The organism is Novosphingobium sp. (assembly GCF_039595395.1).
In the GTDB taxonomy this organism is placed as follows: Bacteria; Pseudomonadota; Alphaproteobacteria; order Sphingomonadales; family Sphingomonadaceae; genus Novosphingobium.
The window spans coordinates 775088-798734 of sequence record NZ_JBCNLP010000006.1; the positions used below are offsets into that span (position 1 = coordinate 775088).

Here is a 23647-nt window from a genome sequence, read left to right on the forward strand (position 1 = left end):
AGAACAGACGAGATGGAGAGGTTCCTTGCAGCATCCCCGCCACCATGCCGCAGCAAATCCGGACCGGATTGCCTGCCTGTGCACCGCGACCGGCGCGCAGATGACCTATGCCGATCTGGAAAGCGCGGCCAACCGGGGGGCGCATTTGCTGCGCAGCATGGGGTTGAGGCGCGGCGATGTGATCGCCGTGATGCTGGACAATGAAGCGGCGGTTTTCGCGATCGCCTGGGCCGCCGAACGGGCGGGGCTTTATCTGACCAGCGTCTCGACCAAATTGAGCATCGCCGATGCCGCCTATATTCTTGGCGATTGCGGGGCGCAGGTGCTGGTGGTCTCGGACCGGCTGACGGAGATGGCGACGCAGATCGCGGGCCTCTGCCCCGGCGTCACGCTGTATACGGTCAGCGCATGGCAGAAGGCCTGCGCCGACAGGCCTGAAACGCCGATCCCCGATGAAAGCCCAGGGGCCGACATGCTCTATTCCTCGGGCACCACGGGGCGGCCCAAGGGTATCAAACCGGCCTTGCCGCAGGGGGCGCTGGGGGAAGAAACCGCGCTGATGCGGATGGGGGCGGCGCTTTATGGCATGGATGGCGCGATGGTCTATCTCTCGACCTCGCCGCTCTATCATGCGGCGCCTTTGCGCTGGGCGATGACGGTCCAGCGCTTTGGCGGGACGGTGCTGATCATGCCGCGCTTCGACGCCGAAACCGCGCTGGCGCTGATCGAGCGGCACAGGGTGACGCATGGCACATGGGTGCCCACCCATTTTGTGCGGTTGCTCAAATTGCCGGAGGAGGTTCGCAAGCGCTATGACCTTTCGTCTCAGCGCGCCGCCATCCATGCGGGCGCGCCCTGTCCTGTCTCCGTCAAGCACGCGATGATCGACTGGTGGGGCCCCATCATCGAGGAATATTATTCGGGCACGGAAATGTGCGGCATCACCGCCCTGTCATCCGCCCAGTGGCTTGAGCGGCCCGGCTCGGTCGGCCCGGCGGTGATTGGCACGATCCGTATTCTGGATGACGAGGGATGTGAATGTCCGGCGGGTCAGGTGGGAAATATCTATTTCGCGGATGGACCCGGCTTTGAATATCACAATGATCCCGCCAAGACCGAGGCGGCCCATAATGCCCATGGCTGGGCGACCATGGGCGATATCGGGCATGTCGATAAGGATGGCTTTCTGTTTTTGACCGACCGCAAGAACTTCATGATCATATCGGGCGGCGTCAATATCTATCCTCAGGAGATCGAGAATGTCCTGATCACGCACCCGTCTGTTTGCGATGTCGCGGTGATCGGCGTTCCCGACGAGGAGCTGGGCGAGACTGTTCTGGCCGTTGTGCAACCCGCCGCCGGCGTGAAGGGGGACGACAGGCTTGCCGAAACCCTGAGGCTCTATGCCAGAAACGGGCTGGGCGGGGTCAAGACGCCGAAGCATTTCGAATTTCGCGATGATCCACTGCGGGAACCGACAGGCAAGCTGTTGAAAGCCAAGCTGATCGCCGAATTCAAAGCGCGCGGCGTGGCTGCGGGCGGATAAGCGAAAACGCTTTCACCCTCCGATACCGCATTGGAAAATGCACTGACCGGGAGCAGTTTGTGGCCAATCTTCATGTGATCGATCTTGCCGGAACGGAAACCATAATCTCTGCGCCGCCGGGCATCAGCCTGATGGAGGCGCTGCGCAATCATGGTTTTGACGATCTGCTGGCCTTGTGCGGCGGCTGCTGTTCCTGCGCCACCTGCCATGTCTATGTGGAAGCCGGTCCGGACAGTATGAGAACCCCCGCCAGCGACGATGAGGCCGATCTGCTCGACAGTTCGCTTCACCGTCAGGACCATTCACGCCTGTCCTGCCAGATCGCCATCACCGAGGATCTTGATGGCCTTCGGGTGCGCCTCGCTCCCGCCGATTGAGAGGTGCTTATGGCGCGATCCTGCAACAGGCGGCTGCCCATCCGGCGAAACATGGCGCGGCGGCCGTCAGCGCGGGCGGAAGCCTTGTGCCAGAAGCGACACCAGATGGGTGGCAATATCCGCAGCCGTTTCGGTGCCTTGCGGATCGTGCCAGCGTGCCGGCCAGTTCAGCGCCCCAGCCAGAGCGAAGGCCAGCATCTTGGGATCGACCGGCGCGATCGAACCATCGTCGATCCCGTCGCGGATCAACTGGCGCATGGCCGTGTCGATCTGCCGCTTGAGCGCGTGAAACTGCTTGCGGCTGTCGGGGCTCAGTGCTTCGTCGCCGGTCAGGATCACGCAGCGGCCGAAATCATCCATGTTGATCTCGGCATAGCGAGTGAGGAAGGCGATCAGCCTGTCAATGCCCCGTCCCGGCCGCGCTTGCGATGCTTGCGCCGCCTCGATCAGTTGCGCCAGGCCGAAGGTCACGCATTCGAAGAGCACCTGATCCTTGTTGCCCAGATAGTGGTAGATCGTCGGCTTGGAGACACCCAGCCGCGCGGCCACATCATCGAGCGACGTCTGGTGAAAGCCCTTTTCGTTGAACATCTGCACCGCCGCGCGCAGCACCGCATCGCGCTTGGCCTGGCGGGCGCTGCTGCGCTGCTGGGCGGTCTGGAAGGGGGATGCTGGGCTGTTCAAAAATCTCTCCTGCAAAATCGGCTTGCACGGCACGGGGAAGGCTTGACACGAAACCGCGTCGAATACAATCTACTCATCAGTAGAAAATAGACTGGAGAGTTTATGATTCTCTCTGACACCCAGCAGGCTGTGCAGGAGATGGTGCGGGATTTCGCCCGGCAGCGGCTGTATCCCGATGCCCTGCGGCATGAGGCCGACGGCGCCTATCCCGCTGATCTCTTTCCGGAACTGGCGCAGCTTGGCCTGATGGGCATGACCGCGCCGGAAGCCGCAGGCGGGGCGGGCGTGGACTATGTCAGCTATGCTCTGGCGCTGATCGAGATCGCGGCGGGGGATGGTGCGCTCTCGACGATCCTGTCGATCCACAACAGCCTGATCGTCTCGGCCTTGCTGCGCTATGGCAGCGCGGGGCAGCAGGCGCGTTTCCTGCCCGATCTGATCGCGGGCCGTTACACTGGCGCCTTCGCCCTGACCGAGCCGATGCCGGATCGGATGCCGCAGCGCTGCGCACGCGCGCCACGCGGGTGGAAGGCGGCTGGCGGCTGAACGGCGCCAAGCAGTTCATTTCCAACGGGCGGATCGGCAAGCTGGCCATCACCTTTGCGCTCAGCGATCCGGCGGCCGGCAAGAAGGGCATCAGCGCCTTTCTGGTGCCCACCGACAGCCCCGGCTATGGCGTCGACAAGGTGGAGCACAAGCTGGGCCAGGGCGCGTCGGACACCTGCGCCATCCGTTTCGACGACGTCTTCGTGCCCGATGATCTGGTGCTGGGCACGCCGGGCGAGGGCTATCGCATTGCGCTTTCCAATCTGGAGGCGGGGCGCATCGGCATCGCCGCCCAGAGCATCGGCATGGCGCAGGCCGCGCTGGAGATCGCCATCACCTATGCCAAGGACCGCAAGAGCTTTGGCCAGCCCATCATCCATCATCAGGCCGTGGGCCATCGCCTCGCCGATCTCGCCGCGAAGTTGGAGGCCGCGCGCCAGTTGGTGCTGCATGCCGCCGCGGTGAAGGATACCGGAGCCTCGTGCCTGAAAGAGGCCTCGATGGCCAAGCTGGTGGCCTCTGAAACCGCCGAGGCGGTGGTCTCGGGTGCGATCCAGACTTTGGGCGGTTACGGCTATCTGGAAGAGTATCGCGTCGCCAAGATCTACCGCGATGTGCGCGTCTGCCAGATCTACGAGGGCACGTCCGACATTCAGCGCATGGTGATCGCGCGGGCGCTGGCGGAATAGCCGGCGCATTTCACACCATCAAATCTGGGAGAGAATGCATGGATATCAGCGGATTGGCAGCCATCGTCACGGGCGGCGCCTCGGGCCTTGGCGCGGCGACGGCGGAATTGCTGGCGGCGCGCGGCGCGAAGGTCACGCTGTTCGATCTCAATGCCGAGGTCGGGCAGGGCAAGGCGCAGGAGATCGGCGGAGCCTTTGCCAAGGTCGATGTCACCGATGCCTCCAGCGTCGAGCAGGCGATCGCGCAGGCCGAGGCGGCCCATGGCAAGGCGCGCATTCTGGTCAATTGCGCGGGCATTGCCCCGCCCGCCAAGGTCATCAGCCGCGAGGGCGCGCCCCTGCCGCTGGCCAGCTTCGCCAAGATCATCAACATCAATCTGATCGGCACCTTCAATGTGCTCTCGCAGTTCGCGGCGCGGATTTTCGATGCCGAAGTCCTGAACGCGGATGGCGAGCGCGGCATCATCGTCAACACCGCCAGCGTCGCGGCCTTCGACGGGCAGATCGGCCAGCCCGCCTATGCCGCCAGCAAGGGCGGCGTGGTGGCCATGGCGCTGCCCATCGCCCGCGAGTTCGCGCGTTACGGCATCCGGGTGAACACCATCGCGCCGGGCATTTTCTGGACCCCGATGCTGGCGGGCCTGCCTCAGGAGGCCCAAGACTCGCTGGGCAAGCAGACGCCTTTTCCCAGCCGCCTTGGCCACCCGAGCGAATATGCCAAAATGGTCGAGGCGATGATCGCCAACCCCATGCTGAACGGCGAAGTCGTCCGTCTGGACGGTGCCATCCGGCTCGCCGCGAAATGAGTGCGCTCTCCCCCGAGGTGCTGGCGCTGGCCGACCGCGTCGAGGCCTTCGTGCGAAATGTGGTCGCGCCCTATGAGCAGGATCCACGCCGCGATCACCATGGCGCCCCCTCCGACGCGCTGGTCCATGATCTGCGCGGCAAGGCGCGCGAGGCGGGCGTGCTCACCCCGCATATCCGCCCTGATGGCAGCCATCTCACCCAGCGCGAAACGGCGGCGGTGCTGATCCGCAGTGGCCTCTCGCCGCTGGGGCCGCTGGCCTGCAACACGGCGGCGCCCGATGAGGGCAATATGTACCTCATCCGCCATGTCGCCAGCCCGGCCTTGCAGGAGCGTTTCCTCAAGCCGCTGGTCGAGGGGCGCACCCGCTCGGCCTTTTTCATGACCGAGCCCGCCGAATTGCAGGGCGCGGGCGCCGATCCCTCGATGATGATCACCACCACCCGCCGTGACGGCAACCATTGGGTGGTGAATGGCAAAAAATGCTTCATCACCGGGGCGAATGGAGCGGGCGTCGGCATCGTCATGGCGCGCTCCGAAGAGGAGGATGCGCCGGGCGCCTGCATGTTCCTGGTCGATCTGCCCGATCCGGCGATCACCATCACCGGCGCGCCCAACACCATCGACAATTCGATGCCCGGCACCCATGCCGAGCTGACCATCGACAATCTGCGCATCCCCGCCGACCAGATGCTGGGGCAGGCGGGCGAGGGCTTCAAATATGCGCAGGTGCGGCTCAGCCCGGCGCGGCTGTCGCATTGCATGCGCTGGCTGGGGGCCTGCATCCGCGCGCAGGAGATCGCCACCGATTACGCCTGCCGCCGCCATGCTTTCGGCAAGCAACTGATCGAGCATGAGGGCGTGGGCTTTATGCTGGCCGAGAACCGCATCCTGCTCAAGCAATGCGAGCTGATGATCGATTGGTGCGCCAGCGTGCTGGACACCGGCAGTCTGGGCGCGGTGGAAAGCTCGATGACCAAGGTCTCGGTGTCCGAGGCGCTGATGAAGGTGGCCGACAATTGCGTGCAGGTGATGGGCGGCACGGGCGTCACCGACAAGACCATCGTCGAGCAGGTCTTCCGTGAGATCCGCGCCTTCCGCATCTATGACGGCCCGACCGAGGTCCACAAATGGAGCCTCGCCAAGGCCATCCGCCGCGAGTGGAGGCAGGCCCATGGTTGACGACATCGCCGCCGCCAACAGCGGCGCGGGAGATTTGCGCACCGCGCTGGATGTGGCGGCGCTGGAAACATGGCTGGCTGCTCATGTGAACGGCTTTGCCGGGCCGCTGGCGGTCAGCCAGTTCAACGGGGGCCAGTCCAACCCGACCTATCGGCTCGAGACGCCGGGGGCCAGCTATGTGCTGCGCCGCAAGCCTGCCGGGCCGATCCTGAAGGGCGCGCATGATGTGCTGCGCGAGGCACGCGTGCAGCAGGCGCTGGCAGGCAGCGATGTGCCGGTGGCGCGCATTCTGGGTGTCTGCGAGGACGAAGCCGTGATCGGCAGCGCCTTCTACGTCATGGCGATGGTGGAGGGCCGGGTCTTCTGGGACGCCGCCTTCACGCAGGTGCCCAGGGACCAGCGCGCCGCCTATTATGACGAAATGAACCGTGTGATCGCGGCGCTGCATGGCGTGGACCATGCTGCGGTCGGCCTTGGCGATTACGGCCGTCCGGGCAATTATTTCGAGCGCCAGATCACCCGCTGGACCCGCCAGTACGAAGCCGATGAGCTGGCCGGGCGCGATCCCGATATGGACGCGCTGGTGGCATGGCTGCCCACCGCCATTCCGGCGGGGGATGAGACCACCATCGTCCACGGCGATTTCCGCTGCGACAACATGATCTTCCACCCCACGCAGCCGCGCATTCTGGCGGTGCTGGACTGGGAACTCTCCACGCTGGGCCATCCGCTGGCCGATTTCGCCTATCACGCGATGATGTACCGCATGCCGCCCGATATCGTGGCCGGGCTGGGCGGTGCCGATCCCGTGGCTCTGGGCCTGCCCGGCGAGGCGGATTACATCGCCACCTATTGCGCCCGCACGGGTCGCGACACAATCGCCCATTGGGATTTCTACATCGCTTTCCAGTTCTTTCGTCTGGCGGCGATCTTTCACGGCATCAAGGGGCGCGTGCTGCGCGGCAATGCCTCCAACGCCCAGGCGGCGGCGCGGGCCGAAGCCTTCCCCCGCCTGACACGCCTTGCGCGCGACGCCATGGAGGCCTGCACATGACCGACCAACCCGTTTTGCTGCACCGCGATGGCGCCGTCGCCGTGGTGACATTGAACCGCCCGGAGGCGGGCAACACCGTCAATATGCCGCTGGCGCAGGCACTGGAGCAGGCCGTGGATGAGGCGCTGGCCGATCCGGCGCTGCGCTGTGTGGTGCTGACCGGCGCGGGCAAGCTGTTCTGCGGCGGCGGCGATATTGCCGGCTTTGCACAAGCGCCGGATGCCTCGGCCTATCTGTTCGATCTGGCGGGCACGCTGCATCGCTCGGTCAGCAGGCTGGTGCATGGGGCCAAGCCGGTGGTCACGCTGGTCAACGGCCCGGCGGCGGGGGCGGGGCTGAGCCTGGCGCTGCTGGGCGATGTGGTCTTGTCATCGGCGACGGCGCATTTCACCGCGGCCTATGGCTTTGTCGGCCTGACGCCTGATGGCGGGATGAGCTGGCTGCTGCCCCGGCTGGTCGGCCTGCGCCGCGCTCAGGAGATCATCCTGACCAACCGTCGCATCGGCGCGCAAGAGGCGCAGGCCATCGGCCTCGTCACGCGCGTGGTTGAGGCAGAGGCCTTGCAGGAGGAAGGCATGGCGCTGGCCCACACGCTGGCCGCCGGGCCGACGGCGGCGCTGGGCGGGGCGCGCGCGCTGCTGGCCGCCGGTTTCCAGCAGGATCTCGACAGTCACCTTGCCCTCGAAGCCGCCCGCATCGCGCAGGCCGGTGCCACAGCCGAAGCGCGCGAAGGCATCGCCGCCTTTGTCGAACGCCGCAAACCCGATTTTACCGAAAGGAAGCCGTCATGAGCGAAGCCTATATCGTCGAAGCCGCCCGCACCGCCGGGGGGAAGCGCAAGGGCGCTCTGGCCGAATGGCACCCCGCCGATATGGCGGGCGAGGTGCTCAACGCTCTGGTCGACCGCTCCGGCATCGATCCGGCGGCCATCGAGGATGTGATCCTGGGCTGCGTCACCCAGGCGGGCGAGCAGGGCTTTGCCTTTGCCCGCAACGCCGTGCTGGCCTCCAGGCTGCCGCAGAGCGTTCCGGCGGTGACGGTGGACCGCCAGTGCGGATCGAGCCAGCAATGCGTGCAGTTCGCGGCTCAGGCGGTGATGAGCGGCACGCAGGATGTGGTGATCGCGGCGGGCGGCGAGAGTATGACGCGCGTGCCGATGTTCTCGAACATTGCCTATCACGAAAGCGCCGGGGTGGGCATCGGGCCGTTCTCGCCGCGCATTCTCGACCGCTTTGGCGTGAAAGAGTTCAGCCAGTTCGCGGGGGCCGAGATGATCGCTGCCAAATATGGCTTCGATCGCGAGACGCTGGACCGCTTCGCCCTGCAAAGCCATCAGCGCGCCCATGCCGCCACGCAGGCGGGGGCCTTCGACAAGGAGATCGTGCCGCTGGCGGTGGCGGGCGGGCTGCATCGCCACGATGAGGGCATCCGCGCGGATGCCACGCTGGAGGGCATCGGCGCGGTCAAGCTGCTGCAGGAGGGCGGGGTGATCTCGGCGGCCAATGCCAGCCAGATCTGCGATGGCGCCTCGGGCGTGCTGGTGGTCAATGCTGCGGGGCTGAAGACTCATAACCTCAAGCCCATCGCGCGCATCGTCAATCTGACGGTGAGCGCGGGCGATCCGGTCATCATGCTGGAAGAGCCGATCGAGGCCACGCGCAAGGCGCTGGCCAAGGCGGGGCTGACCATCGAGGACATCGATCTCTATGAGGTGAACGAGGCTTTCGCGCCCGTGCCGCTGGCCTGGGCCAAGGCGCTGGGCGCCGATCCGGCGAAGCTCAATGTCAATGGCGGGGCCATTGCGCTGGGCCACCCGCTGGGTGCCACGGGCACCAAGCTGATGACCACGCTGATCCATGCGCTGCATGCGCGGGGGCTGCGCTATGGCCTGCAGGCGGTGTGCGAGGGCGGTGGTATCGCCAATGTCACCATTGTGGAGGCGGTGTGATGGGCCTGAAAACGCGGATCACCGATCTGCTGGGGATCGAACACCCCATCGTGCAGGGCGGGATGATGTGGGTGGGCCGGGCCGAGCTGGCCAGTGCGGTCTCCAACGCGGGGGGGCTTGGCATCCTCACCGCGCTGACCCAGCCCACGCCTGACGAGCTGCGCCGGGAAATCGACCGTTGCCGCGCGCTGACCGACAAGCCCTTCGGCGTCAATCTGACCATCCTGCCCTCGGTCACCCCGCCGCCCTATGCCGAATACCGCCGCGCGATCATCGAGAGCGGCGTGACCATTGTGGAGACCGCCGGCCACAACCCGCGCGAGCATATTGACGATTTCAAGAGCCATGGCATCACCGTGCTGCACAAATGCACGGCGGTGCGCCATGCCGTCTCGGCGCAGAAGATGGGGGTCGATGTCATCAGCATCGACGGTTTCGAATGTGCGGGCCATCCCGGCGAGGACGATGTTCCCGGCCTCGTGCTGATCCCGGCGGCGGCCGATCAGATCTCCATTCCGATGCTGGCCAGCGGCGGCATCGGCGACGGGCGCGGTCTGGCCGCCGCCCTCGCGCTGGGAGCGGAGGGCGTCAATATGGGCACGCGCTTTTGCGCGACGGTGGAAGCGCCGATCCATGAGAGCATCAAGCAGTTTATCGTCAGCAATTCCGAGAGGGACACCAGGCTGATCTTCCGCCGCTTTCACAACACCGGGCGGGTGGCGGCGAGCCCGGTCTCGCATCAGGTGGTCGAGATCTCGGCGAGGCCCGACGCGGTGTTCGAGGATATCCGCCCGCTGGTCTCGGGCGCGAAGGGGCGGCAGGCGCTGGAAACCGGCGATCTGGAGGCCGGTCTCGTCTGGGCCGGACAGGTGCAGGGGCTGATCCATGATATTCCCACTTGCGGCGAGCTGCTCAACCGCATGGTCGGCGATGCCGAGGCGATCATCACCAAGCGCCTCACCGGGTTTCTGCGGGCCGGATGCCTTCAGGAATGAACGGGCCGCTCGCCGGGCTGAGGGTGGTCGAATTCGCCGGCACCGGCCCCGGTCCCGATGCCGCCATTTTGCTGTCCGATCTGGGGCCGGTGTGCTGCGGATCGGCCGCGAGGGCGGCAATGGTTGGCCCAATCCCATTGCTGATCGCGGGCATGCGCCCCGGTGTGATGGAGCGGTTGGGGCTGGGAGCAGGAGGGGCCATGGGTGCGGATCGCGGGCCATGACATCACCTGTATCGCGCTGGCCAGCACCTTCGCCAGCCAGCCACAGCGTCATTGGGCGAAGCTGTTCGAGGGCAGCGATGCCTGTGTGGCCCGGTGCTGACGGCGCGCGAGGCCCCAGATCATCCGCATCACGTGGCGCGGCACAGTGTTGTCGAGCATGGCGGGCTGCGTCAGGCCGCTCCCGCGCCGCGTTTCTTGCGCACAGCGGGGGCATCCGCGCCTCGGGCGATGGCGAGGTGATGCTGCAGGGTTGGGTTGGCACATGTGAGGTGCCTTCAGCCAATTGATTTGGAGAAGTAAAAGGTGGCAATGTCGTGGGGGGCGAAAAGTCTGTTGTGCGCGACGTATACGAGTAAAGCTGACATAGATTCAGTGGCATGAGGTTCACCCGCCTGCGGTCTCTTTAAAACATACAGAAATGGCCTGCCAAGGCCGCGCTCGGCGCTTGCCTTGCACATATCCCTTGTTACACAATCGCAGGATGTATTTTCGATCATGGGGGCATGATGTCAGCGATCAGGAAAATCACGGCCAAGGCGGTATTGTGCTTCTCATTGCTTGCGCTGACGTCGCAAGCCTCGGCGCAGTCACAGCCGACGACGATTGCCCTTGCACCTTATCTGGGCGTGGTATGGTCGTTCGAGGCCGAGCTTGCCGGTAAGCGGCGCACCTTTCTCTTCGACACCGGTGGTGGCATCTCGGTCATCACTGCGGCAACCGCGGCCGAGATCGGCTGCGCGCCCTGGGGACAGATCACCGGCTTTCGCATGCGGGGCGACCGCGTGGATATGGCGCGCTGCAACGATGTAAGCCTGCGCAGCAACGGCGTCACCCTCACCACATCGACCGCCGGCGTCTTCGATTTCGCCAGGCTACTGCCCAAGGACGCCCCGCCGCTGGCCGGTTCGGTGGCACTCGACAGCTTTGCAGGAAAGATCCTGACCATCGATCTCGCGCATCGCCAACTGGTGCTGGAAACGCCTGCAAGCCTGAAGCGGCGCATCGCCGGCGCCAAGGAAATCAGGCTTCGTCTTGCCGGCGAAGTGTCTGGGCACGCCGTGACTCCCTTCGTCGCCATCGGCACGCCCAGGGGACAGGTGTGGATGGAGGTGGACACCGGTAGCGATTCCTCGGTGATCGTGGGCAGTCACAATGCCGAACTCTTTTCGATGAAGGCCGACAGCAAGGAGCCTCAACGGTTTCGGGGAGAGCTGACCGGCGGGGTCAGGCTGGTGGTGGATGATGCCCATGCCATGCCCCTGGTTCTCGACGGCAACATCGGCGTGTCCATCCTCAAGACATGGGTGCTGACCATGGACATGGACCAGGGCCGCGCATGGATTTCCCCGGTGGATCCACATTAGAGCGAAGAGCTGTCATTGCAGAGCTGGGCGATGTGGACCGCGCCGGTTTTGCCGGAGCGGTCGTCCCTTGAGTGCGGAATGAGGGAGCGCTTTCGACGATCCTGTCCGGAGATTTATATGACCGCTCTGTCGGCGGTTTCGTCCGAGTTCGATGGCCGTGTTTGCCGCGCAACGGCTGCCCTATTGAGGCAGCAATCCAGACAAGCGGTAAGCATCGATCAACCCGTCATAGAGGGCAATGTCTGATCGGCTCCGCGCCATCAATTGTGCTCCACCAATGGCCGCGAAAATGGCCTGGGCCCGCTGTTCGCAAGTGTGTCGGTCGACCAGCCCTGCAGCAACAAGTGATTTGGCCAGCCAGGCGGTATGGACATCAGCGAAGGCCTGAATCTCCAGTTTAATGGGGTCTGGGAGATCGTCGTATTCAGCGGCCATGAAGCTGCAAAGGCAAAGGCGATTGCCGTTTTCCAGCGCTTTGCGGAAGCTGGCCGGATAGTGGCGCAGGGCATCGCGAGGATCGGCGCTTCGCTCTGAAAGGGCTTCCAGATTTGCCAGGGAATCCTCACGATAACGTTTTGCAACCGCTACCCCAATGTCGGCCTTACTGGGGAAGTGATGATAGATGCTGGGCGGCTTGATCCCGACCATGGCCGCCAGATCGCGGAAGTTGAGGCCGCCATAGCCATGGGCCTGCGCGATGGTCGTGGCTGCAGCCAAAATGGCTTCTCTTGAAGTTGTGCTCATCGTCTTCCTGCTTGTCTACCATCTGTTAGTTAGGCGTTGACGCGGAAAAATGGAAGCCTTAGCTGATATGCCTACCGAACGTTCGGTAGATTCGTGAAAGGCAAGCTCATGAAAATATATGACTGGCATACGGGTCCCTATCCGGCCCGGATTCGCATCGCGCTTGGGGAAAAGGGCTTACGGCCTCAGGTGGAATTTCAGTCGGTTGACCTTTGGAAAGGCGAGCACAAAACGCCCGAATTCCTCGCCAAAAACTACTCCGGCACATTGCCGGTCCTTGAGTTGCCCAACGGCATCTTTCTGGCGGAATGCACGGCCATCACGCAATATCTCGACAGGCTGGACGGCAAGCCATGGCTCACGGGACAGACGCCTCTCGAACAGGGGGTCATCCATATGATGAACAAGCGCGCCGAACTGGAATTGCTCGATCCGATCAGTGTTTATTTTCATCACGCGACGCCAGGTCTTGGCCCACAGGTGGAACTCTACCAGAATGCCGAATGGGGTCTGCGTCAGCGTGACAAAGGCCTTCGGGGCATGAGCTACTTCAACAGCGTGCTCGAACATCAACCTTACGTCGCTGGCGATGCGTTCTCGATGGCGGACATCACCGTGATTGGCGGGCTCATTTTTGCGTCTCTCGTTGATGTCGCGGTTCCGGATCACTGCCACGCGCTGCGGGCATGGCACGAAAAGGTGCAACAGCGCCCCAGCGTCCAGAATTGGATCACGATGTCTGACTGAACGTTCTACGGCGTCGATCATGGGGAGCAGAGATGATTTGGCGCCGGTTTTTGACGGAGCCGAAAGATAATTTGGGTGTCTCTTTCGGCGATGGCTGGCCGTTAATCTGGACAGATGGGCTCCTGCTCTTTCGCGTAAGTCTCGCCCCACTGTTTCATCGCTTCGAGAATCGGCGCGAGCGTGGTGCCGCGCTCGGTTAGGGAGTATTCTACCCGCGGCGGGACCTCGGCAAACACTTCGCGGTGGATCACGCCATGCTCCTCCAACTGTCGAAGCTGAAGCGTGAGTGAGCGTTGAGTCACCCCGCCGATCAGGCGGCGCAACTCGCCAAACCGCTTTGTACCATCCAGAAGATAATGAAGAATCAGAGGCTTCCATTTTCCGCCTGCCACATCGATGGTGATCTCGACGGCGCAGCGGAATGGCTTGGAAGCTGATGTCATCCTTCAATGGTATACTTTGTATCCCTAGGTGTAAATATGTTGCCTTCTTGCAAAAACACCTGCGTGAGCGGATCTGCTGCCTCGCGCCTCCGGCTCAGAGGTGGCTGCGAAAGGCAGGACAATGTTCATGCGTGCTATCAGTTACGACCGCCAGGGACCGGCGGCCGATGTTTTGACCTTCGGTGACCTTCCATGCCCCGCGCCGCAGGAGGGAGAGGTGCTGGTCCGTATCCATGTCTCGGCTATCAACCCGACCGATGTGAAGGCGCGGACCGGCTTTTCTTCAACGATGGCCTATGACCTTGTCATCCCGCATCAGGATGGCGCCGGCGTGATCGAGGCAGTTGGCGGGGGCGTTTCGCCGACAAGGATTGGCGAGCGTGTCTGGGTCTTCGAGGCGCAGTCCGGCAGGGCAGCGGGAACCGCAGCCGAATTCGTTGCCGTGCCCTCGGACAACGCCGTGCTCCTGCCGGCCAGCACATCTTACGAGATTGGCGCTTCCCTCGGCATTCCGGCGTTAACCGCTCATCGTTGTCTCTTTGCTGATGGAGATCTGAAGGGGCGCTCTGTTCTGGTTCATGGTGGTGCTGGCGTGGTGGGGTCTGCTGCGATCCATCTCGCCAAATGGGCGGGAGCATGGGTTGCAGCCACGGTTCTTGATGCCGCGCAGGGGGCCATCGCTCGTGAGGCGGGGGCCGATCTGGTGCTCAACCTGCATGAGGATGATGTGGCCGCCAGGATCATGGAAGCGACAGCAGGTGTGGGAGTTGATCGCATCGTTGATGTCGATCTCGTTGCGAATGTGACGCTGGACCTTGCCTGTCTGACGAAGGGTGGGGTCATCAGTGCCTATGCAATGCGCAATGCAGGGGATGAGGGCGCCATTCCCCTGTTGCAGGCGATGATTGCTGGGGCGGTCTTCCGCTTCGTCTATATCTACACCGTGCCGATGCCGGTCAAGCTGGTCGCGATCGAGGATATAACGGCCTGCCTCAAGGCTGGCCTCTACAGGCCCAGGATCGGTCTGATCGTGCCGCTGCAGCGCACGGCCGAGGCGCATCTTGCTCTTGAACAGGGGGGCGTGACCGGGAAGGTGCTTGTCCGGGTGGCAGAGGGCGAAAAGGGCTCAATCGCTTGCTGAGGATATAAACCAGTAGCAGCTTTTAGACGCCTGGCCTCACAGTCTGGATGTCGGTTTTGTCAGCGGTTCCGTACCAGGGTTCCGTCAATCAGTGGTGGCCATGGTGTTCCCCACCCCCGGCATGCCCACCTTCCGGGTGAGTGTCGCCCTGCTGCCCGCTGCCCTCATGGTGCTGTGGCGCTGGCGCGGGCCGCGGCAGCATGACGGGTGCCGGCCGAGTCTCAGGTAGACGGGCAGGATGTGTCATGGGCGCGGAAGGTGCCCCACCATGGATCGGTACGCGCGGCGCGACAGGATGCTCTTGCGGGGTGCCTTGATTGCCTCTGTGGACGGCCACGCTCGGTTCGGGCGGCCTCATGGGAGAGAGGGCATGCGATGCTTGATGCACCTCAGCGCCCGAAATGCGCGCTGCAGGCGGCGGACTGTTGGGGCGCTGGGGCGCCATGGCCATCGGCGGATGCGGCGGAACGGGGCCGTGGTGCGTGGCCGGGGCTTGCGCGTGGGGAGCAGGGGGGCGGTTTACGTGCTCCTGCCAAGGGGCGTGGGCTGCGGGGCCGGGCTGCATCCGCCGGTCGGGCCGAACTGCGGGTGGCGCGGGGGCAGGGCGCGCGGGTTGGGCCACGGGTTGTGGCGGCATAGGCGGGTGCTGTGGGGCCGCATCCTGATGATGGCGTGCCAGCAGCACGGCCGCCGCACCCCCTGCCACCACCGCTGCCGCAACGGGGGCATAGCGCGCGCTGTCCTGCGCCCAGCTTGCCTGATGCCAGCTGGGCGGGATTGCGCGCGGGGGTGGCGGAGTGCGGAAATCCTGCTCATGCCACTGATCGAAGCGCTGCTGGTCTTCCACGCGGCGCTGGGCTTCCTGGGCCCAATAGCGGCTTTCCTGCGCCGCTTCCTGCGCGTGATAGGCAGCCCAGTCCGCTTGTCGGTCGCGGTTGGCAGCCCATCGTTCGCGGGCCGCGATGATCGAATTTTGCCGCGCTGCCCAGTCAGCGGCTGAAATGGCCTGCCTCTCGCGCGAGGCTTCGTACATGCGTCGTGCGCGCCAGAGATAGGCCGCCGCATAGGCCTCCTGTGGGCCGTAGTTGTCATAGGGGATCAGCGCCCCGTCCGGCCCGTAGATCGCCGCAAGCTGGTCGCCATCATAACCATAGCCATAGTCGGGATCGCGGACGAAATAGGGCTGTTCGGCCCCGGCGCGATAGTAATAGGTGCGATAGCCGCCCGCGACCGGCTCCACGAAGGTGCGTGAGCCGTCATAGCCTTGCCATGCCCAAGGGCTCACATTGTCGTAGTTGAAGCTGTAATCGGGCGGCGCATCGCCCAGCGATTGCGAGACGTAGCTGGCCTGATCGGCATAGGCATAGGCCGATCGCGGGTCGGCAACGCGCACCGAGCGGAGGGGCTGCGCGCGGGGCAGCGCGGTGGCCGCGGGGGCGAGGGTCGCCTGCTGCGCCGGGGCGTTGGTCATGGGCAGGGTGGCGGGCAGAGCGGGGGCAGCCATGACGCTTGCGCTGTCGGCGCTGGCCGTGTTGTCCGGCGCCTTCTGGCAACCGGCCAGAACCAGCGCGAGAGACAGCGCTCCGGTGAGCGTGGGGCTGGGGGCAAGGCGATGATGACGTAAGGACATGGCACTCTGCTCCGCAGGATCGGCATCGATAAGACGCATCAAGCGCCCAGGGCTGTGAATGGACGCGGAAGCGACCGTTTACACTGGAGACAGGTGCGTGGCAGATGCGTAACGGCGTGAGGCCCAGGATGATCCTTCTCGACAAGGCATTCAAATCGCCACGGCGCGTTCGATCTCCACCGTCTGCTCGGGCGGCAGGTTCAGGTGGCGGCTGATCCGGTCGCTGTTGCGGGCCATGAAGGTAAAGGGCCGCCGCCGCCATGCCGCCAGCCGCGGCTTGTCCTCGCGCGGGACGGGGGAGCCATGCTCGATGTAATAGGTCACATCGCCCGGGTCGGCGGGCCTGATCTCTTCCGGGCAACGGGCGATGGTGTCGGGTACATCGGGGCTCTCCATAAAGCCATAGAGCGCGGAGATGCGCCACATGGCGGGGGCGAGGCGCTCGATGGTCATGCCATCCTCCCGGCTGACCCAGGGCACCTGCGCGATCTCGACGCGCAGGATGATCACATGCTCGCGCAGCGCCCGGTTCTGGCGGACGTGCCAGAGCAGGACGGGCGGAATATCCTGCGTGGTATGGGTGAGAAACACCGCCGTGCCGGGCACGCGGGTGATGCCCGGCTTTGCCAGCATGGCGTCCAGTTCCGCCAGCGGCTTCGCGCTGTGGTTCACCGCCTCGCGCATGGCGCCGATCCCGCGATGCCAGAGCCGCATCACGGGATAGACCAGAGCGGCCAGCAGCAGCGGGATGTAACCGCCCTGCAACACCTTGCTCAGGTTGGCCGTCAGGAAGCTCAGATCGACCACGAAGAAACACCCCGCCACCAACAGGCTGCCCGCGCGTAACCCCAGCGCCACACCTCGCGCATCGCCACGAACAGCAAGCCGGTGGTCATGATCATGGTCAACGAGACGGCGATGCCGTAGGCGGCGGCCAGATTGTCCGAGGATTTGAAGAACACCGTCAGGAACAGCGTCACCACCATCAGCAGCCAGTTGATGGCGCCGATGTAGATCTGCCCGTAGCTTTCCTCGGTGGTTTGTTTAACCCGCAGCCGCGGCAGCCACCCCAGCTGGATTGCCTGGCGGGTCATCGAAAACGCGCCGCTGATGATCGCCTGGCTGGCGATGATCGTCGCCAGCGTGGCCAGGATCACCAGCGGGATCAGCAGCGCCGGCGGGCACAGGCGGAAGAAGATGTTCTGCGTGACGTCGGCGCCGGCCAAAATCAGCGCGGCCTGGCCGGCGTAGTTGAGCAACAGGCTGGGAAAAACGATGCCGAACCAGGCCAGCCAAATCGGCCGTTTGCCGAAGTGCCCCATGTCGGCGTACAGCGCTTCGGCGCCGGTGACACACAGAAACACGCCGCCCAGCACCAGGAAGCTGGTCAGCCCATTCGAGAACAGGAAATGAATGCCGTACATCGGGTTCAGCGCCAGCAGCACCGCCGGGTGCTGGATGATGCCCCACACGCCCAGCGCGGCGATCGACAGGAACCACAACGCCATGATCGGCCCGAACACGCGGCCGATACGTGCGGTGCCCAGCGGCTGAATGGCGAACAGGCTGAGCAAAATCACCACCGCCGCCGGCAGAATGTAGGGCTGCGACGCCGGCAGCACGATATTCAGCCCCTCGAGGGCGGAGAGCACCGAGATGGCCGGCGTGATGGCGCCGTCGCCGTAGATCAACGCCGCGCCGAACAGGCCGGCGAACAGCACCAGCGGCCGGGATTTCCGCCTGCTGACCAGCAGCGACATCAGCGCCATGATGCCGCCCTCGCCGCGGTTGCCGATGCGCATGGCGAACATGGCGTATTTGAGCGAGGTGACGATCACCAGCGTCCAGAAAATCAGCGACAGCAGGCCAAGGATCACCGGCGCCGACGGCGCATCGCCGGAGAGAAACAGCACGGTTTTCAGGGTGTACAACGGGCTGGTGCCGATATCGCCGAACACCACGCCGGTGGCGCCGATCACCATGGGCAGCAGGCGGCCTTGTGGGCTGCGATGATCGGAGCTTGAGGTCAGGTTGCTCATGACGGCCTCTTGGAAGCGCCGGTACTTATCGGCCTCTCTACTGAACGATCCTGACGCCCATTTGCTTCATACCCATGTCTGTTATCCTTATGAAAAATAGCAAAGATACACAGGGAATCTGCCGGGACTGTCTGAAGCGCACCGTTCCACATTGAATTTTATGAATTTTATATATTTGGAACAAGGGGAGGACGAAACCTCTTTCCTGCAAGAGGGATTTGCCGGGGAAATATCATGAAAATGGGATTTCGTGCGCGTTCCGTTGCGCTGGCCGAACAACTCGGCCCAGGCCTGATCACGGGCGCGGCGGACGATGATCCCAGCGGCATTGCCACTTATTCGCAAGCCGGAGCGCAGGCCGGCTATGGGCTGCTCTGGGCGATGCTGCTTACCTATCCCTTGATGTGCGCGGTGCAGTTGGTCAGTGCATATATCGGGCGCGTAACAGGTGTGGGTCTGGCGGCGAACATGGAGAAGCTCTTTCCTGCCCCCATTGTCGTTGCCCTTGTCGCCTTGTTGTTCGTCGCCAATACCATCAACATCGGAGCGGATCTGTCCGCCATGGGGGCAGCGGCGCAGATGATCACAGGCCGCAGCGCGCATCTGCTGACGCTCGGCTTTGCCCTGCTCTCGCTGGTGCTACAGATGTTCATTCCGTATCGGCGATATGCCTCTGTCCTGAAATGGCTGACACTGGTTCTTTTTGCCTATTTTGCAGTGCTGTTGTTCGTTCATCTCGATGCTCGCGCTGTAGCTTTGGGGCTGGTGTTGCCCCGGATTGAGAATGCTGGAGCGATCACCCTAGTCGTCGCCATTTTCGGTACGACGATCAGCCCTTACCTTTTCTTCTGGCAGACCGCTCAGGAGGTCGAGGAGGTCAATTGTGATCCGGCGGCCGAGCCTCTGCTTAATGATCCGTCTCAGGCCCGCCGCCAGTTTAGGCGCATCTGGTTCGACACGCTCACTGGCATGGGCATTTCCAGCGCAGTGGCCATCGCCATCATTATATCTGCCGCAGCGACACTCCACACGCATGGGGTGACCAACATCCAGTCGGCGGCGCAGGCCGCGCAGGCGCTCGAACCTGTCGCGGGGCAGTTTGCCTTCCTTTTGTTCTCGCTGGGCATCATCGGGACAGGTCTACTGGCCATTCCGGTGCTGGCGGGCTCGGCGGCTTACGCCATCGGGGACAGTCGGGGATGGAAGGCCGGGCTCGATTACAAGCCATGGGAAGCCGTCGGCTTCTATACAGTGATCGGCTTGGCCACCCTGCTTGGCATTGCCATCGACTGGTCGCCGCTCGATCCGATCAAGGCGCTGTTCTGGAGCGCGGTGATCAATGGCGTGGTCGCTGTACCCATCATGATCGCCATGATGATCGTGGTGCGCAAGCACAGCCGCATGGGGCGGTTCAAGGCTCCCATGGCGGTTACCATCTTGGGCTGGGCGGCTACGGCAATCATGGGCATTGCTGCCCTCGCTATGTTTGTAGTTTGAGGCAAGGTCCTTGGGACGGGATAGGGCTGAGGCGGGCTTCAATCCTGGGTATGCACCTCCCAGGTGGCGTGTTGGACATCATGCGCCTTGGCAAGATGGGACACCACCGTGTTGAGATCTGCGTCGGCGGCATCGGTGTTCACTAGCGTTGCCGTGATCTCCACGAGGGTTTCAGACCGTTTGATGATGGCCGTGTCGGCGACAGGGTAACGCATCAGTTCCAAATGATCGATCAGCAGGTCGCGCAGCTCCGAGGCATTTGCGGGTTCGGTGATGGTGGTGACCGAATAGGTCGCCTCTAGTGCACCGCCATCTAAGGGGATCCGGTTGATCGCATTGACAAGCGGGCGGAGCTGTGTGTTGCCCGCCACGATGAAGACGGTCAGCGTCGCTGCTTCCGCCGCCATATCCGTGCCCGCGCAGGAGCCCACGGCGGCAGAACACCACAGGGTCGCTACCGTGTTGAGGCCGCGCACATTCATGCCTTCCTTCATGATGACGCCCGCACCCAGAAAGCCGATACCCGAGATAGTGTAGGAAATCACCCGGATCGCTTCGACATTGCCGCCTAGCAGCTGCGCCAGGTCAACGAATGAACCGCGCCGATTTCGCCAACGGCCTTCTTAGGTGAGATGAACGGAGGGCGGCTATTGAGCAGGCGGCCGAAGCCCGTGAAGGTCGGCTTTGTTAGCGAGTCGAGGCGATCAGCTGCCCTCGATTGGAGCGTTGGTTCGGAATTGGCAAGGCCATCTTTTGTCCAGCCGGCCCCTTTCTCTTCGGCGACCCGCAAGGCAATGCAAAATTCTGAAAAGGACCTGAGGATGAGTGATTTAGCTCAGACATTCTCCGAGTATATTCTGGCCGCCGCGGTCATGACCTGCCTTGTAGCGGGGGCGGAAACGGACGGCCGTTTTTTGTCTGTTCGCAAACCGGAGCGAGGGACCCTCGAGGACCCCGATCCATGTCCAGGATGGTGACGATGAAACCATTCTATATGATCGAAGGGGAACTTCAGGCTGAAACCGCCGAGGGGATCATGACGATCAGGGCTGGCGAGGCGATCTAGCTCAAGCGCAGCATGGCGCACCAGTTGTCCAACCCCAGCGGCAACCCCAATTGCTACCTCCCGCTGTGCACGCAGGGCAGCTTTGACGACTTCCTGAAAGTCGCAGGTAAGCAGAAGCAGCCCGGCGATGTGGCGGGGCCGCGCCTGATTTCGGCATCATGCTGCTTCCCGGCTGGCCCGCCTGATGCCCGACCTTCTTTTGGCGCGCTGAGCCCGTTCGATACGCCGCCGACATCCCCGGCTATCGGGCGGCCTGCTCGATCAAGCATTCGATCAGATCATGGATCAGGCCGGACGTTTCACTTTTGCGCCAGAAGACATGCACCGACAGCGTGGGCAGCCCTTCCAGCGGCACATAGGCGCAGTTCTGCCGCCTGGCGCCGAAGACATAATCCGCGCCGATCATCAGCCCCGCCCCTTCTTCGGCCATGGTCAGGCCCAGTTGCGGCTGACTGGTTTCGTACACGAAGCTCGGCTCGACACCATGACGGCGGAAGCTGTCGATTACCTGGTCATAGAGCGGTGGGTTCATGCTGCGCGCAAACATCATCAGCGGTTCGCGTGCCAGATCGCGCGGGGTCAGCCGCTCCGCCCCGGCCAGCGGGTGGCCGAGCGGCACTGCAACCAGCCAGCTTCCTTCCAGCAGGGTGCGCGCGGCAATGCCGCTGGTCGCGTCTTCATGGCCCAGAAGCACGCCCATGCCGATGTCGATCTCGCCCGCCAGCAGCGCTCGCACCTGCTGGGGCGAGACCATTTCGCGCCGCAGCACCTTGATCGCCGGATAGAGCTTTCGCAGATCGGCCAGCGCGGGCAGCAGGAAGGGCAAATTGGTCGCCTCGACCATGGCGATGGTGATCTGCGCGTCCCCTTGCCGGGCGGAGCGGCGGGTGGTTTCCACCAGAGCATCGACGCGGGCGAGCAGATCCTGCGCGCCCGCCAGGAAAGCCTCGCCCGCCGGGGTGATGGTCACGCTGCGCCGATCACGGATCAGCAGTTGCACGCCCAGAATGGCCTCCAGCGCGGCGATCTGCTGGCTGAGCGCGGGTTGGGTGATGGCCAGCTTCACCGCCGCGCGGCCGAAATGGCGTTCACCCGCCACGGCGGCGAAGTAGCGCAAATGGCGGATGTCCAGCGCGTTCATTAGTTCAGCTTATCACAGGGCGTAGAAGGGTCAATTGGATCGCTTCGCCGCCGTGCCGTAATCATGACCTCAGTAAGCAACACAGAGGATAGGATCATGGCAAACTGGTTCATCACAGGCATTTCGCGCGGCTTTGGCCGTATCATGGCCGAGGAATTGCTGGCCCGCGGCCACACGGTGGTCGGCACCACGCGCGATGGCCGCGCGCCCATGCTACATGACCGGCTGACGGTCTTCAGGCTGGATGTGCGCGACGCCGATCAGGCCGACGCCGTGCTGGCCGAAGCGGTGGCCACCACTGGCGGCATCGACGTGCTGGTCAACAATGCGGGCTACGGGCTGGTCGGTGCGGTCGAGGAAGTCTCCGCCGCCGAGGCCGAGGCGGTGATCGGCACCAATCTGATCGGCACGCACAATGTCATCCGCGCGGCGCTGCCCGCGATGCGGGCGCAGGGCAGGGGGCATATCGTCAACTTCTCCTCGGTGGGGGGCTTTGCCGGCTCGGTCGGTTTCGGGCTCTACAATGCGGCCAAATTCGCGGTCGAGGGCCTGTCCGAGGCTTTGGCGCTCGAACTGGCGCCCTTCGGCATCGGCGTCACCATTGTGGAGCCGGGCTATTTCCGCACCGAATTCCTCTCCGCCGACAGCGCCGTTCAGGCCGTCGCCACCATCGACGCCTATGCCCAGAGCGCAGGCGTGACGCGCAGCAATGTCTCGGCCCGCAACGGGTTGCAGGCGGGCGATCCGGCCAAGGGCGTGCGGGCGATCATCGCCGCCGTCGAGGCGCCTGAACCCCCGCTGCGTCTGCCGCTGGGCGCCGATTGCATCGCCCGCATGGAAAGCAAGATTGCCCAGGTTCAGGCCGACATCGCCGCATGGCGCGATACGGCCATCGCCACCGCCTTCGACAACTGAAACCACCAAGCAAGGAGTAACATCATGTCCATGATCGACTGGAATGCCTATCGTTCGCAAGTTCTCGCCGGTGTCGGCGGCTTGGCCAAGCTCAGTCCCGATACCGTCAAGGGCTATGCCCAGCTTAGCCAGGCGGGCGCCCACACAGGCCAGCTCGATGCCAAAACCCGCGAGCTGATCGCGCTGGCCGTGGCGATAAGCCTGCGCTGCGATGGATGCATCACCGTCCACACGGCAGCCGCCGACAAGGCGGGCGCCACCCGCGAGGAGATCGCCGAGGCGCTGGGCGTGGCCATCGCCGTCAACGCAGGCGCCGCGCTGGTCTATTCGACGCGCACCATGGATGCCCTCGACTCCCTGCATGCTTGAGCAGGGTCATGCTATCACGGGTCACCGAGCCGCTGGCCAGCATGCTGGCGGCTGCTATCGGCCTGGATATGGAAAAATCAGCCGTTCCGGAGCCGACAACCTTGCAGACATTCACGGCCCGGGTGATAATCCGATGATGACCATATTTGCGCACGCCATGCTTATCCTATTCATCGTCGCGTGGTTCGTGGCAGGCGGGGCGTGGTTCTATGGCACCCGCTTCTTTTTGCCGATGTGGGTCAATCGTTTCCAAGTGTCTGATGATCGCAAAGGATACAAGCGGAAGGCGCGTAAGGGCTATGCCATCTTTATTGGTGCGGCGATTTTTGGATTTGCTGTGGGCGGATTAGCCCAGCTTGCGGGCGGCTGGGGGCAGTGACCGTTTCCCCAACACAGCGGAAAATGCGGCCTTACCGGGCACGACAACAAACCTGCCGTTGGACGCGTGGCTGCAAACGCCCCATTGTCGCCATGCCAGTCTGCGATAGAATGGCGGCATGA

24 protein-coding genes and 1 pseudogene are annotated in these 23647 nt (G+C 63.8%); 17 read left to right on the forward strand and 8 right to left on the reverse strand.

Annotated elements, in window-relative coordinates; translation table 11 throughout:
- The first annotated feature begins 25 nt into the window (after nt 1-25).
- Nucleotides 26-1546, forward strand: a complete 1521-nt coding sequence (locus ABDW49_RS23410; RefSeq protein ID WP_343615711.1) for an acyl-CoA synthetase — start codon at nt 26-28, stop codon at nt 1544-1546.
- 59 nt (nt 1547-1605) lie between these two features.
- Nucleotides 1606-1923, forward strand: coding sequence for a 2Fe-2S iron-sulfur cluster-binding protein (locus ABDW49_RS23415; protein ID WP_343615713.1), 318 nt, complete (start codon nt 1606-1608; stop codon nt 1921-1923).
- A 66-nt stretch (nt 1924-1989) separates the two neighbouring features.
- Here the strand turns inward: ABDW49_RS23415 and ABDW49_RS23420 are convergent, their stop codons facing one another.
- Nucleotides 1990-2607, reverse strand: coding sequence for a TetR/AcrR family transcriptional regulator (locus ABDW49_RS23420; protein WP_343615715.1), 618 nt, complete (start codon nt 2605-2607; stop codon nt 1990-1992).
- A gap of 102 nt (nt 2608-2709) precedes the next feature.
- Between ABDW49_RS23420 and ABDW49_RS23425 the strand changes: the two are divergent.
- The 9 genes and pseudogenes from ABDW49_RS23425 (at nt 2710) to ABDW49_RS23465 (ending at nt 11414) form a co-directional block, all read left to right on the forward strand.
- Nucleotides 2710-3842 (forward strand): annotated as a pseudogene (locus ABDW49_RS23425) (acyl-CoA dehydrogenase family protein).
- 38 nt (nt 3843-3880) lie between these two features.
- On the forward strand, nt 3881-4648 hold the full coding sequence (locus ABDW49_RS23430) for an SDR family NAD(P)-dependent oxidoreductase (protein WP_343615717.1): 768 nt from the start codon (nt 3881-3883) through the stop codon (nt 4646-4648).
- Nucleotides 4645-5829: an acyl-CoA dehydrogenase gene (locus ABDW49_RS23435; RefSeq protein WP_343615719.1), complete on the forward strand. Its 1185-nt coding sequence runs from the start codon at nt 4645-4647 to the stop codon at nt 5827-5829. The genes ABDW49_RS23430 and ABDW49_RS23435 overlap by 4 nt, the downstream gene beginning before the upstream one ends.
- A complete protein-coding gene (locus ABDW49_RS23440) occupies nt 5822-6883 on the forward strand; it encodes a phosphotransferase family protein (protein ID WP_343615721.1) in 1062 nt (353 codons plus the stop codon). Before ABDW49_RS23435 ends, ABDW49_RS23440 begins: the two co-directional genes overlap by 8 nt.
- Nucleotides 6880-7674: an enoyl-CoA hydratase-related protein gene (locus ABDW49_RS23445; RefSeq protein ID WP_343615723.1), complete on the forward strand. Its 795-nt coding sequence runs from the start codon at nt 6880-6882 to the stop codon at nt 7672-7674. The genes ABDW49_RS23440 and ABDW49_RS23445 overlap by 4 nt, the downstream gene beginning before the upstream one ends.
- Nucleotides 7671-8831: an acetyl-CoA C-acetyltransferase gene (locus ABDW49_RS23450; protein WP_343615725.1), complete on the forward strand. Its 1161-nt coding sequence runs from the start codon at nt 7671-7673 to the stop codon at nt 8829-8831. Before ABDW49_RS23445 ends, ABDW49_RS23450 begins: the two co-directional genes overlap by 4 nt.
- A complete protein-coding gene (locus ABDW49_RS23455; protein WP_343615727.1) occupies nt 8831-9826 on the forward strand; it encodes a nitronate monooxygenase family protein in 996 nt (331 codons plus the stop codon). The genes ABDW49_RS23450 and ABDW49_RS23455 overlap by 1 nt, the downstream gene beginning before the upstream one ends.
- Nucleotides 9823-10050 (forward strand): hypothetical protein, encoded by a 228-nt coding sequence (locus tag ABDW49_RS23460; RefSeq protein ID WP_343615728.1) that lies wholly within the window; start codon nt 9823-9825, stop codon nt 10048-10050. Before ABDW49_RS23455 ends, ABDW49_RS23460 begins: the two co-directional genes overlap by 4 nt.
- A gap of 503 nt (nt 10051-10553) precedes the next feature.
- Nucleotides 10554-11414, forward strand: a complete 861-nt coding sequence (locus ABDW49_RS23465; protein ID WP_343615729.1) for a hypothetical protein — start codon at nt 10554-10556, stop codon at nt 11412-11414.
- A gap of 180 nt (nt 11415-11594) precedes the next feature.
- On the opposite strand, the gene ABDW49_RS23470 is transcribed toward ABDW49_RS23465, so the two are convergent.
- A complete protein-coding gene (locus tag ABDW49_RS23470) occupies nt 11595-12158 on the reverse strand; it encodes a TetR/AcrR family transcriptional regulator (protein WP_343615730.1) in 564 nt (187 codons plus the stop codon).
- Between the two features lie 108 nt (nt 12159-12266).
- On the opposite strand from ABDW49_RS23470, the gene ABDW49_RS23475 reads away from it, so the two are divergent.
- Nucleotides 12267-12905 carry a glutathione S-transferase gene (locus tag ABDW49_RS23475; RefSeq protein ID WP_343615732.1) on the forward strand — a complete coding sequence of 213 codons (639 nt, stop codon included), beginning with the start codon at nt 12267-12269 and terminating at the stop codon, nt 12903-12905.
- Nucleotides 12906-13006: 101 nt separating this feature from the next.
- Here the strand turns inward: ABDW49_RS23475 and ABDW49_RS23480 are convergent, their stop codons facing one another.
- On the reverse strand, nt 13007-13348 hold the full coding sequence (locus ABDW49_RS23480; RefSeq protein ID WP_343615734.1) for a helix-turn-helix domain-containing protein: 342 nt from the start codon (nt 13346-13348) through the stop codon (nt 13007-13009).
- 121 nt (nt 13349-13469) lie between these two features.
- On the opposite strand from ABDW49_RS23480, the gene ABDW49_RS23485 reads away from it, so the two are divergent.
- On the forward strand, nt 13470-14489 hold the full coding sequence (locus ABDW49_RS23485; RefSeq protein ID WP_343615736.1) for an NADPH:quinone reductase: 1020 nt from the start codon (nt 13470-13472) through the stop codon (nt 14487-14489).
- An 88-nt stretch (nt 14490-14577) separates the two neighbouring features.
- Here the strand turns inward: ABDW49_RS23485 and ABDW49_RS23490 are convergent, their stop codons facing one another.
- The 3 genes from ABDW49_RS23490 to ABDW49_RS23500 form a co-directional block, all read right to left on the reverse strand.
- The gene (locus ABDW49_RS23490) at nt 14578-16119 is read right to left on the reverse strand and encodes a hypothetical protein (protein ID WP_343615738.1); all 1542 of its coding nucleotides are present in this window, start codon (nt 16117-16119) and stop codon (nt 14578-14580) included.
- Between the two features lie 150 nt (nt 16120-16269).
- Complete coding sequence (locus ABDW49_RS23495) at nt 16270-16926, reverse strand: KUP/HAK/KT family potassium transporter (protein WP_343615740.1); 657 nt, start codon at nt 16924-16926, stop codon at nt 16270-16272.
- Nucleotides 16914-18158, reverse strand: a complete 1245-nt coding sequence (locus ABDW49_RS23500; RefSeq protein ID WP_343615742.1) for a KUP/HAK/KT family potassium transporter — start codon at nt 18156-18158, stop codon at nt 16914-16916. Before ABDW49_RS23500 ends, ABDW49_RS23495 begins: the two co-directional genes overlap by 13 nt.
- Before the next feature lie 234 nt (nt 18159-18392).
- Between ABDW49_RS23500 and ABDW49_RS23505 the strand changes: the two genes are divergently transcribed.
- Nucleotides 18393-19655 (forward strand): divalent metal cation transporter, encoded by a 1263-nt coding sequence (locus ABDW49_RS23505; RefSeq protein ID WP_343615744.1) that lies wholly within the window; start codon nt 18393-18395, stop codon nt 19653-19655.
- 38 nt (nt 19656-19693) lie between these two features.
- On the opposite strand, the gene ABDW49_RS23510 is transcribed toward ABDW49_RS23505, so the two are convergent.
- Nucleotides 19694-20200, reverse strand: a complete 507-nt coding sequence (locus ABDW49_RS23510; protein ID WP_343615746.1) for an MgtC/SapB family protein — start codon at nt 20198-20200, stop codon at nt 19694-19696.
- 762 nt (nt 20201-20962) lie between these two features.
- Nucleotides 20963-21862 (reverse strand): LysR substrate-binding domain-containing protein, encoded by a 900-nt coding sequence (locus ABDW49_RS23515; RefSeq protein WP_343615748.1) that lies wholly within the window; start codon nt 21860-21862, stop codon nt 20963-20965.
- A gap of 96 nt (nt 21863-21958) precedes the next feature.
- Between ABDW49_RS23515 and ABDW49_RS23520 the strand changes: the two genes are divergently transcribed.
- The 3 genes from ABDW49_RS23520 (at nt 21959) to ABDW49_RS23530 (ending at nt 23525) form a co-directional block, all read left to right on the forward strand.
- Nucleotides 21959-22777: an SDR family NAD(P)-dependent oxidoreductase gene (locus ABDW49_RS23520; RefSeq protein WP_343615750.1), complete on the forward strand. Its 819-nt coding sequence runs from the start codon at nt 21959-21961 to the stop codon at nt 22775-22777.
- Between the two features lie 24 nt (nt 22778-22801).
- Nucleotides 22802-23146 carry a carboxymuconolactone decarboxylase family protein gene (locus ABDW49_RS23525; protein ID WP_343615752.1) on the forward strand — a complete coding sequence of 115 codons (345 nt, stop codon included), beginning with the start codon at nt 22802-22804 and terminating at the stop codon, nt 23144-23146.
- Nucleotides 23147-23279: 133 nt separating this feature from the next.
- The gene (locus ABDW49_RS23530) at nt 23280-23525 is read left to right on the forward strand and encodes a hypothetical protein (protein ID WP_343615754.1); all 246 of its coding nucleotides are present in this window, start codon (nt 23280-23282) and stop codon (nt 23523-23525) included.
- The last annotated feature ends 122 nt before the right edge of the window (nt 23526-23647 follow it).